The organism is Amycolatopsis sp. NPDC114505 (assembly GCF_055633615.1).
In genome coordinates, this window is record NZ_JBVKDV010000001.1 from 728,349 (window position 1) to 741,296 (window position 12,948).

Below are 12,948 nucleotides of genomic sequence, written 5' to 3' on the forward strand. Positions count from 1 at the left end.
TTCGCGGGTGCCGGGGGTGATCGGGAGCCCGCCGTCGCGACGCGGCGAGCGGCCCGCCGGGCGCGCCGAACGGCTCCGGCGCGCCAGTCACCCTCAGTGGGCGTCGAGGGTCACCGAGTGCCAGCCGGTGGCACCGTCGGGGACCGGGTCCGCGCGGTTCTCCGTCTGCGTGTAGCCGTCCTGGTCGGTCGCCCGGACGAACGCCTGGTGCGTCCCCTTCGGCACGTCCAGCTCGACCCACCACATGCGCCAGGTGTCCTTGCTCACCTCGGCCGAGAGCACCGCCGGCTGCCACGGGCCCTGGTCCAGCCGCACCTCGACCTTCGCGATGCCGGTGTGCTGCGCCCACGCCGTGCCGGCCAGCCGGACCTTGCCCGCGGTGACGCCGGCGAAGCCGCTCGGCGTGTCGATCCGGGACTCCGTCTTGATCGGCGCCTGCTCGGCCCAGCCGCGGCTGAGCCAGTACGCCTGCCGGGCGTCCCACTTCGTGAATTCGAGGGATTCGACCCACTTCGTCGCGGAGACGTAGCCGTAGAGACCCGGGATGACGAGCCGCGCCGGGAAGCCGTGCTCGACCGGCAGCGGCTCGCCGTTCATGCCGATCGCCAGCATCGCGCCGCGCTGCGGGTCGAGCGCGACGTTCGCCGGGGTGCCGCACGTCCAGCCGTCGACGCTGGTGGCGAACATCTGCTCGGCGCCGGTCTGCACGCCGGCTTCGTCGAGCAGGTCGACGAGGTCGACGCCGAGCCAGGTCGCGTTCGAGATCAGCGGGCCGCCGACCTCGTTGGAGACGCAGGTGAGCGTGACGCGGCGCTCGACCAGCGGCCGGTTGCGGATGTCGGCGTAGGAGAAGGTGACCTCCTTGTCGACCATGCCGTGGATCTTGAGGCTCCAGTCCTCGGTGCGGATCTGCGGCACGACCAGCGCGGTGTCGATGCGGTAGAAGTCGCCGTTCGGGGTGAGGAACGGCGGCGAGCCCAGCTTCGCGAAGTCGGCGTCCGCGGGCAGCGGCGGCGCGGTGCGCGCGGGAACGAGCGGCCCGACGGCGGCCCGGGAGTCCTCGGCGTTCGAGCTGGTCCCGGCCACCTGGCCGACGACGGCGGCGATCCCCGAACCCGCGGCGACGCCGACCCCGGCGCGCAGGAACTTCCGGCGGTCGAAGCCCCGGTCGTGCACGACGTCCACGGGCAGCGCGATCCGGTGCAGCTGGGTGAACACGACGAGCCCGGCGACGAGGGCGGCGACCGGCGCGAGCAGCGAGACCTGCCCGAGGTCGCTGCGCGCGTAGACGGCGGCGACCCCGGCGGCGCCGAGCAGGAAGACGAGGACCTGCCCGGCCCGCGGCGTCCGGCGCGAGAGCTGGCCCGCGAGCAGCGCGAACAGGACGAGCACGACGGCGAGCCCGATCTTGAGGACCGGCTTGTCCCAGGTGCCCAGCGTCCGCTCGGCCCACTTCACGATCCCGGTCGGGCTGTGGTCGATGACGTAGTTGGCGACCGCGATGAACGGCGAAGCGGTGTAGCCGACGAAGCCCGCGACGAGGTGCCCGACCCCGAGGGCCGCGGCCAGCGCGAGAAGCCCGATGAGGGTGGCGACGGGCAGCGAAAGCCGCCTTGGCGCTTCGGGCGGCGCTTCCTGCAGAGTGCTCACGCCTCCATCTTCGGAGCACTCGCTCCGGAAGGCTGCCCGATCCCCCTTACGAGCGTGTTACGGCTTCCGGGAGGCCGGACACGACGGGCGAAAGCGCCCGCGTCAGGCCAGCGCCTTCCGCAACCGGTCCTCTTCCACGCGCCAGTACCCGTGCTCGGCGCCGTCGACCAGGATCACCGGGACGCGGTCGCCGTACTCCGCGCGCCACTCCGGGTCCGTGTCGACGTCCTCCGTCTTCCACGCGGCTCCGAGCTCACCGCAGATCCGGGCGACGTCCGCCTCCGCGACCTCGCAGAGGTGGCAGCCGGCCCGGCTCATCACCGTCACTTCGTGCGCCATGCCGTCAGTACTACCGCAACCGCACGCGGCGCAGCTTGCCGGTGGCCGAGTGCGGCAGCGACTCGGCGAACTCCACCGCGTGCGGCACCTTGTACCCGGCGAGGTGGGCCGCGCAGTGGTCGACGACCTGCTGTTCGGACAGCGACGCCCCCGCAGCCGGCACCACGAACGCCTTCACCGCTTCGCCGCTTCGCTCGTCCACGACCCCGACGACGGCGGCCTCGGCCACCTCCGGCAGCTGCCCGATGACCGACTCGACCTCGTTCGGGAAGACGTTGAAGCCGTTGACGATGATCAGGTCGTTGGCCCGGTCGACCAGGTGCAGGTCGCCGTCGACGTCGAGGTAGCCGACGTCGCCGGTGCGGAACCAGCCCTCGTCGTCCGGCCCGTGGCCGCCGTCGGGCCAGTAGCCGGAGAAGAGGTTCGCGCCGCGGATCGACACCAGCCCCGTCTCGCCTTCGGCCTCGAAGACGTCGTCGACGTCGTCCGGGTCCAGCGGCACGGCCTGGTCGGTACCGTCGCTGTCGACCAGCCGCAGCTCGATCCCGGGCAGCGGGCGCCCGACCGAACCGGGCTTCGGGTAGCCGGTGACCAGCGTCGACGTCACCACCGGCGCGCACTCGGTGAGCCCATAGCCCTCGTAGACGTCGACGCCGGTGGCCTCGCGGATCGCGCCCAGCACCTTCGGGTGCAGCGGCGCGGCGCCCGACGTCATCCGCCGGACGGTCGCCAGCCCCCGGCTCAGCTCTTCGGAGCCGAGCGCGGCGAACTCCGAGTACATGGTCGGGACGCCGGTGATGGTCGTGACGCCGTGTTCGGCGCAGTCGTCCAGCGTGCGCTGCGCCTCGAAGCGCTCCGACAGGATCGCCGTCGCGCCCACGGACACCGCCTGCAGCAGGCCGGGCCCGAGGCCGTAGACGTGGAAGAGCGGGATGGTGATCAGCACGCGGTCGTCGTGGGTGAGGACGCCTTCGACGCCGCTCAGCTGCTCCAGGTTCGCCAGCAGCGCGCGGTGCGAGAGCATCACGCCGCGCGGCGGGCCGGTGGTGCCCGACGTGTACGAGACGACGGCGATGTCCTCGCCGGAGCCGTCCCGGCCGGCTCCGGCGGGCTCGGCTGCTCCATCCGGGTCGGATTCCGGAGTGAGCCCGCTCACGCCGTCCGGGAGCGCCTCTTCGGCGTCGCGCGTGATGACAACCTTGGCACCGCTGTGCTCGAGCAGCTTCTCGAGCTCGGGCCCCGGCGCCTGCGGCGACAGCGGCACGACGACCGCCCCGGCGCGCAGCGCGCCGAACAGGGCGACCACGAAGTCCACCGACGTCGGCAGCCGCAGCGCGACGCGGTCGCCGGGCTCGACGCCCGCGTCCGCCAGCCGCCTGGCCTGGGCCTGCGCGGCCGCCTCGACCTGGCGGTACGTCAGTCCGCGCCCGGTGCCCGTCTCCTGCACGGCCGGGTGGTCCGGCCACGTGGCCGCGGCCCGCGTGAGCAGCCCGCCGACCCCCGCCTGCGTCCCCTCTGGAGCACTCACCCGCGGTCCACCTCTCCTCGCCCGGACCAAACCGTTGCAAGTCTGTCATTCGGAGCGACGTCATGGGTGCTGACCGCGAGCGTCGCGTTTCTGCAACCCCGGAGCCACTACCTACTTCGCGGTAACTACACGTATGCTGCACTGCGTCGTGGGGTGTTGTTGATCACCGCCATGACCGGAGAGAGGGAGTCGCCGTGACGAACTTGCCTGCCCACGAGGTCGTGGGGCATGCGAGCCGGCAGGCCCCTGCTCGCCGGGGTTCCGGGGGTACCGTGGCCCACCACTGGGCCGAAGCCGCCGCCGGAGGTGCCGCCCGATGACCGTGCCGACCGCCGTGAGCCGCGGGCCCGTCTTCATGTTCGCCGAGCGCGTCTTCGGCCGCTCGACGTCCGTGCCGATGAGCAGGCAAGCGGTCGACGAGGAGCGCGCCGAGGCGGCCAAGGCCGAGGCCTGGGACCTGGTGCGCGCCGCGCAGGACGGCGACTCGTCCGCGTTCGGCCGGCTCTACGACCGCTACGTCGACGTCGTCTACCGGTACGTGCTCTTCCGGCTGGGCGACCGCGACCTGGCCGAGGACGTCACCAGCGAGACGTTCCTGCGCGCGCTGCGCCGGATCACGTCGGTGAGCTACCAGGGACGTGACGTCGGCGCCTGGTTCGTCACCATCGCCCGCAACCTCGTGCTCGACCACGTGAAGTCGAGCCGGTTCCGCCTCGAGGTCGTCACCGACGAGGTGACCGAACCGGGTTCGGCGCCCTTCAGCGTCGGGGCGAGCGTCCAGGCGGGTCCGGAGCAGGAGGCGATCAGCCGCGCGACCCGCACCGAGCTGCTGCGCTGCGTCGCCGAACTGGGCGATGACCAGCGGGAATGCATCATCCTGCGGTTCCTGCAGGGCCTGTCGGTGGCCGAGACGGCCGAGATCATGAACCGCAACGAGGGCGCGATCAAGGCGCTCCAGCACCGCGCGGTACGCCGTTTGGCACAACTTCTGCCCACCGGATTGCGCTGATCCCGCGAACTTTTCGGCCCGTCGACCGAAACCGGTAACCCTGACGCCTTCTGGATCGTTACTCCTGCCAGACCGGTGTCAGGACCGGCCAAGGCCCGAGATGGAGCAGCGCAGTGAGGTTTGCGCGTGAGCGAGCCGACGTAGAGCGGTTCGCGCGTGCCCTGGAGCCGTCCCCGGTACGCCGGGACGGCGAGTTCGCCGACGAGCTGGCTCTCGTCGGTGCGCTGCGCGAGCTCGGTGCGGCTGGGGCCCCGGACCTGGAGACCCGGCAGCGGATCCGCGCGGAGATCGCGGGCCGCTTGGAGACGGCGGCGGTCACCCCGCGTCGGAGGTGGCGGCCGCGGACCGCCGACCTGGTGGCCGCCGCGCTCTTCCTCTTCCTCGTCCTCTCCGGCCTGGCCCTGGTGCTCTCGCGCACCGCGTTGCCGGGCGACGCGCTGTACGGCGTCAAGCGGGCCGGCGAGTCGACGGCGCTGGGCCTGACGTTCGGTGACCAGGCGAAGGCGAACAAGCACCTCGAGTTCGCCACCAACCGCGTCACCGAGCTCGGCGAGCTCGCCGAGAAGGGCGCGAGCGAGGCCGCCTACCGGACGGCGTACGACGACTTCGCGACCGACCTCCGCGCCGGCGTCGCCCAGATGGCCGCGGTGGCGACCAGCGACAGCGGCGGCACGCAGGCACTGTCGGACGTCCGGCTGTGGGCGCGGAACCAGGCGGCGCGGCTCGCGGCTCAGCAGCCCGCCCTCCCCGCCGACGCGGCGACGGTGTTCGGCGACGTGCGCGACCTGCTCGGCAAGGTCCAGGAGCGCACGAGCGGGCTGGTCGAGCGGATGAACTGCTACCAGATCACCACCGGCACGTCCGACGACCTCGGCCCGCTCCCGGCGACCGGCGAGTGCACGCAGCGGCCGGCCCCCTCGTCCGGCGGCGAACCGACGTCGGCGTCGACCGCGCCCTCGGCGGAGAGCACCTCGCCGACGCCGACCGGCACCGAGCTGCCGCCGTCGGACGCGACCGCGACCCCGGGCTCGCCCCAGCCGACCGGCGGGGTGACGCCGCCGCCGGTGTACGGCCAGGTTCCGACGACCACGCAGCGGCCCCCGGTGACGTCGACCACGCAGCCGCCGCCGCTGATTTCGATCCCGCCGCTGCTCCCGGGTCTGCCGCCGATCGTGATCGGCTGAGGTCCGGGCCACACCTGCGACGGGCCGGTGGGCGGCTCGCTACGCTGTGCGAAGGACCGGGAGACGTGGCCGGACGTGGGCAGACGTGGAGGCGGTGTGCGTGTCAGCTTGGCGTGGCAGGGATAAGAGTCAGGAGCTGGAACGGCTCGCCACGATCGCGGGCGAGGCGTCGGCCGAGGCCGCCCACGCCCGCGTGGTCGCCGAGCCTCCCGCCCCGCCCGCGCCGCCGGACCTGACCGCGGCCGCGTTCTTCGACGTCGACAACACGATGATGATGGGCGCGTCGATCTTCTACTTCGCCCGCGGGCTCGCGGCGCGGAAGTTCTTCACGTCGTCGGACCTGGCCGGGTTCGTCTGGGGCCAGATCAAGTTCCGCCTCGGCGGCCGCGAGAACAAGGAAGACATCAAGACCCACCGCGAGCGGGCTCTGTCCTTTGTGGCCGGTCGCACGGTGGCGGAGCTGACGTCGATCAGCGAAGAGATCTACGACGAGCTGATGGCGGACAAGATCTGGTCCGGCACGCGCGCGCTCGCCCAGATGCACCTGGACGCGGGCCAGCGGGTCTGGCTGGTGACGGCGACCCCGATCGAGCTGGCGGCGATCATCTCGCGCCGCCTCGGGCTGACGGGCGCGTTGGGCACGGTGGCGGAAACCCGCGACGGCGTCTACACAGGACGCCTGGTGGGCGACCTCCTGCACGGCCGCGCGAAGGCGCACGCGGTGCGCGCGCTGGCGTCCCGCGAGGGCCTGAACCTCAAGCGCTGCACGGCTTATTCGGACTCCGCGAACGACATCCCGATGCTGTCGGCGGTGGGCACCGCGGTGGCGGTCAACCCGGACGGCGGCCTCCGTGACGTGGCCCGGGCGCGCGGCTGGGAGATCCGCGACTTCCGGACCGGCCGCAAGGCGGCGAAGATCGGCGTGCCGTCGGTGCTGGGCGCGGGCGCGCTGGCCGGCGCGGTGGCGGCCGGGATGGCCTACCGCCGCCGCTGACCGCCGGTTCCGGAGCGGCCAGCCGCTGTGCCGCGCGTCGTCCGTTCAATCACGCGTGTCGACTCGGGGCGACGACACGGAGCGGTCAGCCGCGGAAGATCGACTTCCGCTGCGAAAGGCGCTGGTACAGCGTCTGCTGGATCGACTCGCGCACCTGGTCCGTCAGCTGGAACACCAGCATCGGGTCGTCCACCGCCTCCGGGCCGTACGAGTCCGTCGCGATCGGCTCGCCGAACTCGATGGTCCACTTCGTCGGCAGCGGGATCGCGCCCAGCGCGCCGAACAGCGGGAAGAGCGGCGTCACCGGGAAGTACGGCAGCCCGAACATGCGCGCCAGGATCTTGATGTCGCCCAGCTTCGGGTAGATCTCCTCCGCGCCGATCACCGACACCGGGATGATCGGGACACCCGCGCGCAGCGCCGCGGACACGAAGCCGCCGCGGCCGAAGCGCTGCAGCTTGTAGCGCGACGAGAACGGCTTTCCGACGCCCTTGAAGCCTTCCGGCCACACGCCGACCAGCTCACCGTTGCCCAGGAGGCGTTCCGCGTCCGCGTTGCAGGCCAGCGTCTGGCCGGACTTGCGGGCGAACGAGCCCACCAGCGGCAGCTGGAACACCAGGTCGGCGCCAAGGCCGCGCAGGTGCCGGCCGCCGGTTTCGTCGTGGACCGCCACCGCCGTCATCAGCGAGTCCAGCGGCACCGTGCCCGAATGGTTCGACACGAGGAGCGCGCCGCCCGACGCCGGGAGGTTCTCGACACCGAACGTGTCGACGCGGAACCACTTCTTGTACAGCGCGCGCAGCGGCGGCAGGAAGACCGCGTCGGTCAGCTCGGCGTCGAACCCGAACTCGTCGACCGTGTAGTCGCCGGTCAGCCGGTCGCGGATGAAGCCGAGCGCCGAGCGAGCGGCGGCCGAAAGGGGTTCTTCGGGGGCCGGCTGGTCCGCGCCGGGGAAGGCGACCACCGGCGCGTCGCGGGCGGCTTCGTCCTCACGGAGATCGCGTTCCGCGGTCAGAGCGTCCGGTTTCTCCCGGCCCGGTCCGTGCAGGGGGATGACCTGCGCCTCGGCACCGCCCACCGTTCCCGCCTCGCTTCCCAAGTCGTCGAAGTCGTGCGGCCTGCTCATCGGCTCTGCCCCGTCGCCGCGGCGACGAGCACCTTGCCGGCCAGGCCCGCCAGCTTGCCGCCGTCGAGCACCGGCCGGAGCCCGCGTCCCACGATGTAGTCGTCGAACGCCTCACGCGTGGTCCACCGCGGGGTGTACCCGAACTCGGTCTTCAGCTTGGTGATGTCGACGACCCGGCCGAAGTTCAGCAACCGGACCTGGTCGGCGGAGAAGTCGACCACGCGGGCGCCGCGCAGCACTTTCCCGACCGACGGCACCACCGTCCGCGGCATCGGCAGCTCGACCCGGCCCGCTCGCCGGATCGCCTGCGAAAGGGTGAGTACCCCTTCGGAGCCGACGTTGAACACGCCGGGTTTGTCGTTCAGGGACGCGCGTTCCAGCACCGCCAGCGCGTCCGAAGAGTGCAGCAGCTGGATGCGGGCGTCGTAACCGAAAACGGTCGGCACGACCGGGAGCGCGAAGTAGCGCGAAAGGACAGTGTCGGTCGACGGCCCGATGATGTTGGCGAAGCGGAACAGCGTCGTGGTGATGTCGGGACGGCGCCGGACCAGGCCGCGCACGTACCCCTCCATCTCGACGGCGTCCTTCGCGTACCCGCTGGACGACGTCGGGATCAGCTCGGAGTCCTCGGTGAACACCGCCTGCGAGCGCGCGCCGGCGCCGTACACCGCCGCCGTCGACTTGACCACCAGCTTGCGGACCAGCGGCGAGCGCTGGCACGCGGCCAGCAGCCGCATGGTGCCGATGACGTTGACTTCCTTGATGGCGGTGCGGCGCCCGGGGCCGGCCGGGTGCGCGGTGCACGACGCGTGCACGACCGTGTCGACCTTCGCGGTGCTGATCACCTTGGCGATCAAGGGGTTCCGGATGTCCGCGCGGACGAATTCCGCGTGGCCCATGCGCTGCAGGACCGTCTTGTCCGGGGCGACCGTGTCGACACCGATGACCCGCTCGAAGTCGGGGTTGTTGCCCAGCCGGGCGAGGAGTTTCCCGCCCAGTTCGCCGGCGACTCCGGTGACGAGCACGATGTTCGACGGCATGCGACTCCCTGCGGCGTAGGGCGTGGTGGGGGTGGACGATCACCCGAAGTGCGCGGGCCTGCACTCACTGGAAGCATCGCGCGGACACCCTTGAGATGTTACCGCTCTTCAGTGGTAGCTCAGGGGTGTCTTACGTGCTATTAACCGCTATCCCCCGTAAAGCGACGAACGCCTCACTCGAACGGGGGGCATCGGCCCACCACATGGACGTGGCCCGTCCAGAGACTGGACGGGCCACGGCTACGCGCGGGTCGATCTACTTGCCGGCCTTACGACGCTGGACGCGCGTACGGCGAAGCAGCTTGCGGTGCTTCTTCTTCGACATGCGCTTGCGGCGCTTCTTGATCACAGAGCCCATGGGCGCTCCTTAGGTCGTCGTCGGTCACGCTGCCCGGCGCAGCGTCCAACGGGTGGAGCGCACAGGCACGAGCGGTTTTCCAGGTTACCCGTCACCCGGGGCGGGCCGGTCGGCGGGCACGTTGTAGCTCTGCCACGGCGTGCCCGTCACCGGATTCAGCCCACGTCGTAATACGCACCCTGGAGGTACTCGTGCACTGCTTTCTCCGGCACCCGGAACGACTTGCCGACCCTGACGGCGGGCAGCTCACCCGAGTGCACGAGACGGTAGACGGTCATCTTGGAGACCCGCATCAGCGTGGCCACCTCGGCGACCGTCAGGAACTGGACCTGCCCGACAGCCGGCAGATCCTCCTTCTTGTTCGGCGACATGTTTACCGCGTCCTTCGACACGCGTCGCGCCACGAGGCTTCCCCACCTGTGGTACCGACACGCACGTGCTCTATCGAGAGTAGCGGGACTGGTGGGACTAATGCGACGCCTGTCACCGAGATGGGCTCCAACCAGCGCTAACGCACGGGCACCCGCGCGTGCAAGACCTCCGCAATCGCCCATTACGGCGAAATCGGGCGCTCGGTACCCGGCTCGAGCGGCAGCCGGAGGGCGCGAACCGTGAACGAGATGGCGTGGTACCAGCCGCAGACGAGCAGGACGTCGAGCGCGCCGTCGTCGCCCACGGCGGCCACGAGGTCCGCCCACGCCGCGTCCGACAGGTCCGAGGTCGCCCGCAGCTCGTCGACGGCCGCGAGCACCGCGCGGTCGTCCGGGGACCAGCAGGCGTCGGCCGGGCCGCCGCTGCCCAGCGAGCGGACCTGCTCGTCGTCGAAGCCGGCCTTGGCCGCGAAGGCCGCGATGTGGACGCCCCATTCGTAGTCGGCGCCGCACAGCGCGGTCGTGCGGTCGATGACCAGCTCGCGCTGCCGGACGGTCAGCGCCGACTGCCGCGAGAAGTAGTAGCGGCCCCAGTCCGCGACCCCGCGGGCCAGGTCAGGACGTCGCGCCCAGACCCGGAACAACCGAAGGGGCGGCCCGAGCCGCTCCAGGACGTCCGCGGTGTCGGCGTCGAACGGCGGTTCCAGCGGCACGATCCGTGCCTGCTTCGAATTCAGAGGCATGCCGGGCACGCTAACATCGGCGCTTCGGAAAGGAAAGCACGATGACACCACTGCCCGGCCGTCCCGTGCGCGGGTCGTCGACCGGCCGCCCGGTGATGGCGCTGCTCGACCTGCTCGGCCGCCGCTGGACCCTGCGGATCCTCTGGGAGCTGCGCGACGACGCGAAACCGACGTTCCGCGAGCTGCAGCAGCGCTGCGACGGCGTTTCGTCGAGCGTCCTGGCCACGCGGCTGCGCGAACTGGGCGAAGCGGACTTGGCCGACCACGCCGGCGACGGTTACACCCTCACCGAGCAGGGCCGGTCCCTGTTCGAGACGCTGGTGCGGCTGGACGCGTGGGCCGCGGAGTGGCGGCCCCGTCAGCCTTCGTGAGCTTTGCCCAGCTCCTCGGACCGGTCCTTCGCCGCCTCGATGGCGGCCAGCAGCGCCGCCCGGACGCCGTGCTTCTCCAGCTCGCGGATGGCGTTGATGGTCGTGCCGGCCGGCGACGTGACGGCCTCGCGCAGCAGCACCGGGTGCTCGTCCGACTCGGCCAGCATCTTCGCCGCGCCGACGGCCGACTGGATGATCAGCTGCCCGGCGAGCGCCCGCGGCAGGCCGAGCAGGATGCCGGCGTCGATCATGGCTTCGACCAGGTAGAAGAAGTACGCCGGGCCGGACCCGGAGAGCGCCGTGACCGCGTCCTGCTGCCCCTCCGGCACCTCGACGACCTTGCCGACGTGCGAAAGCAGGTCGCGCACGAGGTCGAGGTGGCCGGCGGACGCCCAGCGGCCCGCCGACATCGCGCTCATGGCCTCGTTGACCAGCATCGGCGTGTTCGGCATGACCCGCACCACGGGGACGCCCTCGGCCAGCCGTCGCTCGTAAAGCGAGGTCGGCAGCCCGGCGCACAGCGACACGACCAGCGACGAAGGGCTCAGCAGCGGCGCAAGCTCATCGAGCACGGGGTCGATGTCCTGCGGCTTGACGGCGACGACCAGGACATCAGCCTGCTTGGCGGCTTCCTCGACCTCGACCCCGCGAACGCCGTAGCGCGCGGTCAGCTCCTCGACGCGCGCCGGGTACCGCTCGGTGAAGAGCAGGTCGCCCGGCTCGTGACCGCCGTGCAGCAGCCCCGAGAGCAACGCCTCGCCGATCTTTCCCGCACCCAGCACCGCGATGACCGTCATGCGCTAAAGCGTGCCAAACGCGCCTCAGCGGCCCGGGGCCGGGCTGCCTGGGTGACATCGCCACCGCGACCGCAGGACCCGAGCCCGCGCGCAGTCGCCCGGGGCCGGGCTGCCGAGCCTGGCAACGCTGATTCCTCCGCGAGTCGGCAGCAGTGTCGCGCCGCGACCGCGGCATCCAAGCCGACCGGCGCCAAGGTCAGCCACTCGGCGCCACGGCGAGTCCGGCCGGCGGCGAATCGAGCGCCCGCCCCGGGGCCCAGCGCACCCGCGCTCAGCCACCGAGCCGGCGCGAGCCGAGCTGCCGGACCTGGCAACGCCCGCTCCTCCGCGAGCCGGCGGTGTCCCCCAGCGCCACCGCGGCGTCCGACCCGCGCTCAGCCGCCCGGAGCGGGGGCCAGACCGAGCTGCCGGGCCTGGCAACGCCCGCTCCTCCGCGAGCCGGCGGTGTCGCCCAGCGCGACCGCTGCACCCGAACCCGCGCTCAGCCGCCCGGAGCCGGGGCCAGACCGAGCTGCCGGGCCTGGCACACCAGCCGCCCCTGGGAGTCCACCACCGTTGCGTCCGAGTCGAACCAGGACTCGTGGACCGACCTCGACTCCACCACCACCCGCAGCCAGCCCGGGGCCGGGCGGGTGCGGAGCAGGGCCGTCAGCTGGACCGTCGGGGCCCAGCCGATCCTCCCCAGGTTCATCACCACCGGCGGGTTCACGTCGGACGCCAGCAGCGTGAAGTACGGGTCGATCAAGCCGTGACGCGGCCGGACCCACAGCCGCATCCGGGGTGGCTCGCCCGTGCGCCCCGCGAGGTAGCCCGCCGTTGCCGGGTCCAGGCGGACCTCGCAGCCCTTGGCCAGGTTGAACGGGCCCTCGGTGCTCTCCGCCATCGCGAGCGCGCCCGGGGACGGCTCGGCGGGCATCGACGGCACGTCCGTCCACTCCGGGCGCCGCATCGGCAGCCGACCGGTCGTCACGCGCGCCTCGACGCAGCTGCGGCCGCGCTGCTCCAGCCGGACCTCGACGACCGTCGCGCGGCGGCCGACCTTGCGGACGTCCGTGCGCAGCAGCACCGGGCCGAGCGCGGGCGCGTGCAGGAACTCGGCGCTCACGACGAGCGGCTCCGCGTGCGGCTCACCCCGCTCGTGCAGCGCGGCGATCGCCGCCTTGGCCAGCAGGGCCAGCAGGAAACCCCCGTGCGGGTGCGAGCCGATGGCCCATTCCGCACGCAGCACCGCGGTGAAGGTGCCGTCCCCCAGCGACCGCGCCGCACTCGCCGTGTCGAAGGACACGGCGGTGCCGTCCGTTCCGCTCACGAACGCGCCGTACCAATGGAGGAATCCGGAGAGGTGACGATCAACGAGCGCGACGGTTTCACAGTCGGGACTTTACGTGTTCGGTCCCGGTAAATGGACCCGGGAGTAGTCGTGTCCGTGCCCGAAGTG

General features: G+C 72.0%; 14 protein-coding genes. 4 read left to right on the forward strand and 10 right to left on the reverse strand.

Going from position 1 to position 12,948, the window contains the following annotated elements:
- Positions 1-93: 93 nt before the first annotated feature.
- The 3 genes from ACZ7OU_RS03655 to ACZ7OU_RS03665 form a co-directional block, all read right to left on the reverse strand.
- Positions 94-1,650, reverse strand: a complete 1,557-nt coding sequence (locus tag ACZ7OU_RS03655) for a molybdopterin-dependent oxidoreductase (RefSeq protein WP_470254118.1) — start codon at positions 1,648-1,650, stop codon at positions 94-96.
- 102 nt (positions 1,651-1,752) lie between these two features.
- Positions 1,753-1,989: a glutaredoxin family protein gene (locus tag ACZ7OU_RS03660; RefSeq protein WP_470239661.1), complete on the reverse strand. Its 237-nt coding sequence runs from the start codon at positions 1,987-1,989 to the stop codon at positions 1,753-1,755.
- 10 nt (positions 1,990-1,999) lie between these two features.
- Entirely contained in the window at positions 2,000-3,517 is a 1,518-nt protein-coding gene (locus tag ACZ7OU_RS03665; protein WP_470254119.1) for an AMP-binding protein, read from the reverse strand.
- Between the two features lie 316 nt (positions 3,518-3,833).
- On the opposite strand from ACZ7OU_RS03665, the gene ACZ7OU_RS03670 reads away from it, so the two are divergent.
- From ACZ7OU_RS03670 to ACZ7OU_RS03680, 3 genes are all read left to right on the forward strand, one after another.
- A complete protein-coding gene (locus ACZ7OU_RS03670) occupies positions 3,834-4,526 on the forward strand; it encodes a sigma-70 family RNA polymerase sigma factor (protein ID WP_470239663.1) in 693 nt (230 codons plus the stop codon).
- 113 nt (positions 4,527-4,639) lie between these two features.
- Entirely contained in the window at positions 4,640-5,710 is a 1,071-nt protein-coding gene (locus ACZ7OU_RS03675) for a DUF5667 domain-containing protein (protein WP_470254120.1), read from the forward strand.
- A 100-nt stretch (positions 5,711-5,810) separates the two neighbouring features.
- Positions 5,811-6,704, forward strand: coding sequence for an HAD family hydrolase (locus tag ACZ7OU_RS03680; RefSeq protein ID WP_284748125.1), 894 nt, complete (start codon positions 5,811-5,813; stop codon positions 6,702-6,704).
- A gap of 85 nt (positions 6,705-6,789) precedes the next feature.
- Here ACZ7OU_RS03680 and ACZ7OU_RS03685 read toward each other — a convergent pair whose 3' ends face one another.
- The 5 genes from ACZ7OU_RS03685 to ACZ7OU_RS03705 form a co-directional block, all read right to left on the reverse strand.
- On the reverse strand, positions 6,790-7,830 hold the full coding sequence (locus ACZ7OU_RS03685) for a lysophospholipid acyltransferase family protein (protein ID WP_470239665.1): 1,041 nt from the start codon (positions 7,828-7,830) through the stop codon (positions 6,790-6,792).
- Positions 7,827-8,870 (reverse strand): NAD-dependent epimerase/dehydratase family protein, encoded by a 1,044-nt coding sequence (locus ACZ7OU_RS03690; RefSeq protein WP_470239666.1) that lies wholly within the window; start codon positions 8,868-8,870, stop codon positions 7,827-7,829. Before ACZ7OU_RS03690 ends, ACZ7OU_RS03685 begins: the two co-directional genes overlap by 4 nt.
- Before the next feature lie 256 nt (positions 8,871-9,126).
- Entirely contained in the window at positions 9,127-9,228 is a 102-nt protein-coding gene (locus tag ACZ7OU_RS03695) for a 30S ribosomal protein bS22 (protein WP_007030867.1), read from the reverse strand.
- A gap of 155 nt (positions 9,229-9,383) precedes the next feature.
- Positions 9,384-9,599: a helix-turn-helix domain-containing protein gene (locus tag ACZ7OU_RS03700; RefSeq protein WP_013222402.1), complete on the reverse strand. Its 216-nt coding sequence runs from the start codon at positions 9,597-9,599 to the stop codon at positions 9,384-9,386.
- A 182-nt stretch (positions 9,600-9,781) separates the two neighbouring features.
- Positions 9,782-10,342, reverse strand: coding sequence for a carboxymuconolactone decarboxylase family protein (locus ACZ7OU_RS03705; RefSeq protein WP_470254121.1), 561 nt, complete (start codon positions 10,340-10,342; stop codon positions 9,782-9,784).
- A gap of 41 nt (positions 10,343-10,383) precedes the next feature.
- Here ACZ7OU_RS03705 and ACZ7OU_RS03710 point away from each other — a divergent pair, with 41 nt between their 5' ends.
- A complete protein-coding gene (locus ACZ7OU_RS03710) occupies positions 10,384-10,713 on the forward strand; it encodes a winged helix-turn-helix transcriptional regulator (RefSeq protein ID WP_470239668.1) in 330 nt (109 codons plus the stop codon).
- Here the strand turns inward: ACZ7OU_RS03710 and proC are convergent.
- The gene (gene proC, locus ACZ7OU_RS03715; RefSeq protein WP_470239669.1) at positions 10,701-11,510 is read right to left on the reverse strand and encodes a pyrroline-5-carboxylate reductase; all 810 of its coding nucleotides are present in this window, start codon (positions 11,508-11,510) and stop codon (positions 10,701-10,703) included. The two genes, ACZ7OU_RS03710 and proC, sit on opposite strands and share 13 nt — an antisense overlap.
- Positions 11,511-11,991: 481 nt before the next feature.
- Positions 11,992-12,819: a thioesterase family protein gene (locus ACZ7OU_RS03720; RefSeq protein WP_470239670.1), complete on the reverse strand. Its 828-nt coding sequence runs from the start codon at positions 12,817-12,819 to the stop codon at positions 11,992-11,994.
- Positions 12,820-12,948 lie beyond the last annotated feature (129 nt).

Excerpts from the sequence above, each read along its gene's own strand:
- ACZ7OU_RS03660 (WP_470239661.1), bottom strand. The coding sequence starts at position 1,989 with ATGGCGCACGAAGTGACGGTGATGAGCCGGGCCGGCTGCCACCTCTGC.
- ACZ7OU_RS03670 (WP_470239663.1), top strand. The coding sequence starts at position 3,834 with ATGACCGTGCCGACCGCCGTGAGCCGCGGGCCCGTCTTCATGTTCGCC.
- ACZ7OU_RS03685 (WP_470239665.1), bottom strand. The coding sequence starts at position 7,830 with ATGAGCAGGCCGCACGACTTCGACGACTTGGGAAGCGAGGCGGGAACG.
- ACZ7OU_RS03690 (WP_470239666.1), bottom strand. The coding sequence starts at position 8,870 with ATGCCGTCGAACATCGTGCTCGTCACCGGAGTCGCCGGCGAACTGGGC.
- ACZ7OU_RS03695 (WP_007030867.1), bottom strand. The coding sequence starts at position 9,228 with ATGGGCTCTGTGATCAAGAAGCGCCGCAAGCGCATGTCGAAGAAGAAG.
- ACZ7OU_RS03700 (WP_013222402.1), bottom strand. The coding sequence starts at position 9,599 with ATGTCGCCGAACAAGAAGGAGGATCTGCCGGCTGTCGGGCAGGTCCAG.
- ACZ7OU_RS03705 (WP_470254121.1), bottom strand. The coding sequence starts at position 10,342 with ATGCCTCTGAATTCGAAGCAGGCACGGATCGTGCCGCTGGAACCGCCG.
- ACZ7OU_RS03710 (WP_470239668.1), top strand. The coding sequence starts at position 10,384 with ATGACACCACTGCCCGGCCGTCCCGTGCGCGGGTCGTCGACCGGCCGC.
- proC (WP_470239669.1), bottom strand. The coding sequence starts at position 11,510 with ATGACGGTCATCGCGGTGCTGGGTGCGGGAAAGATCGGCGAGGCGTTG.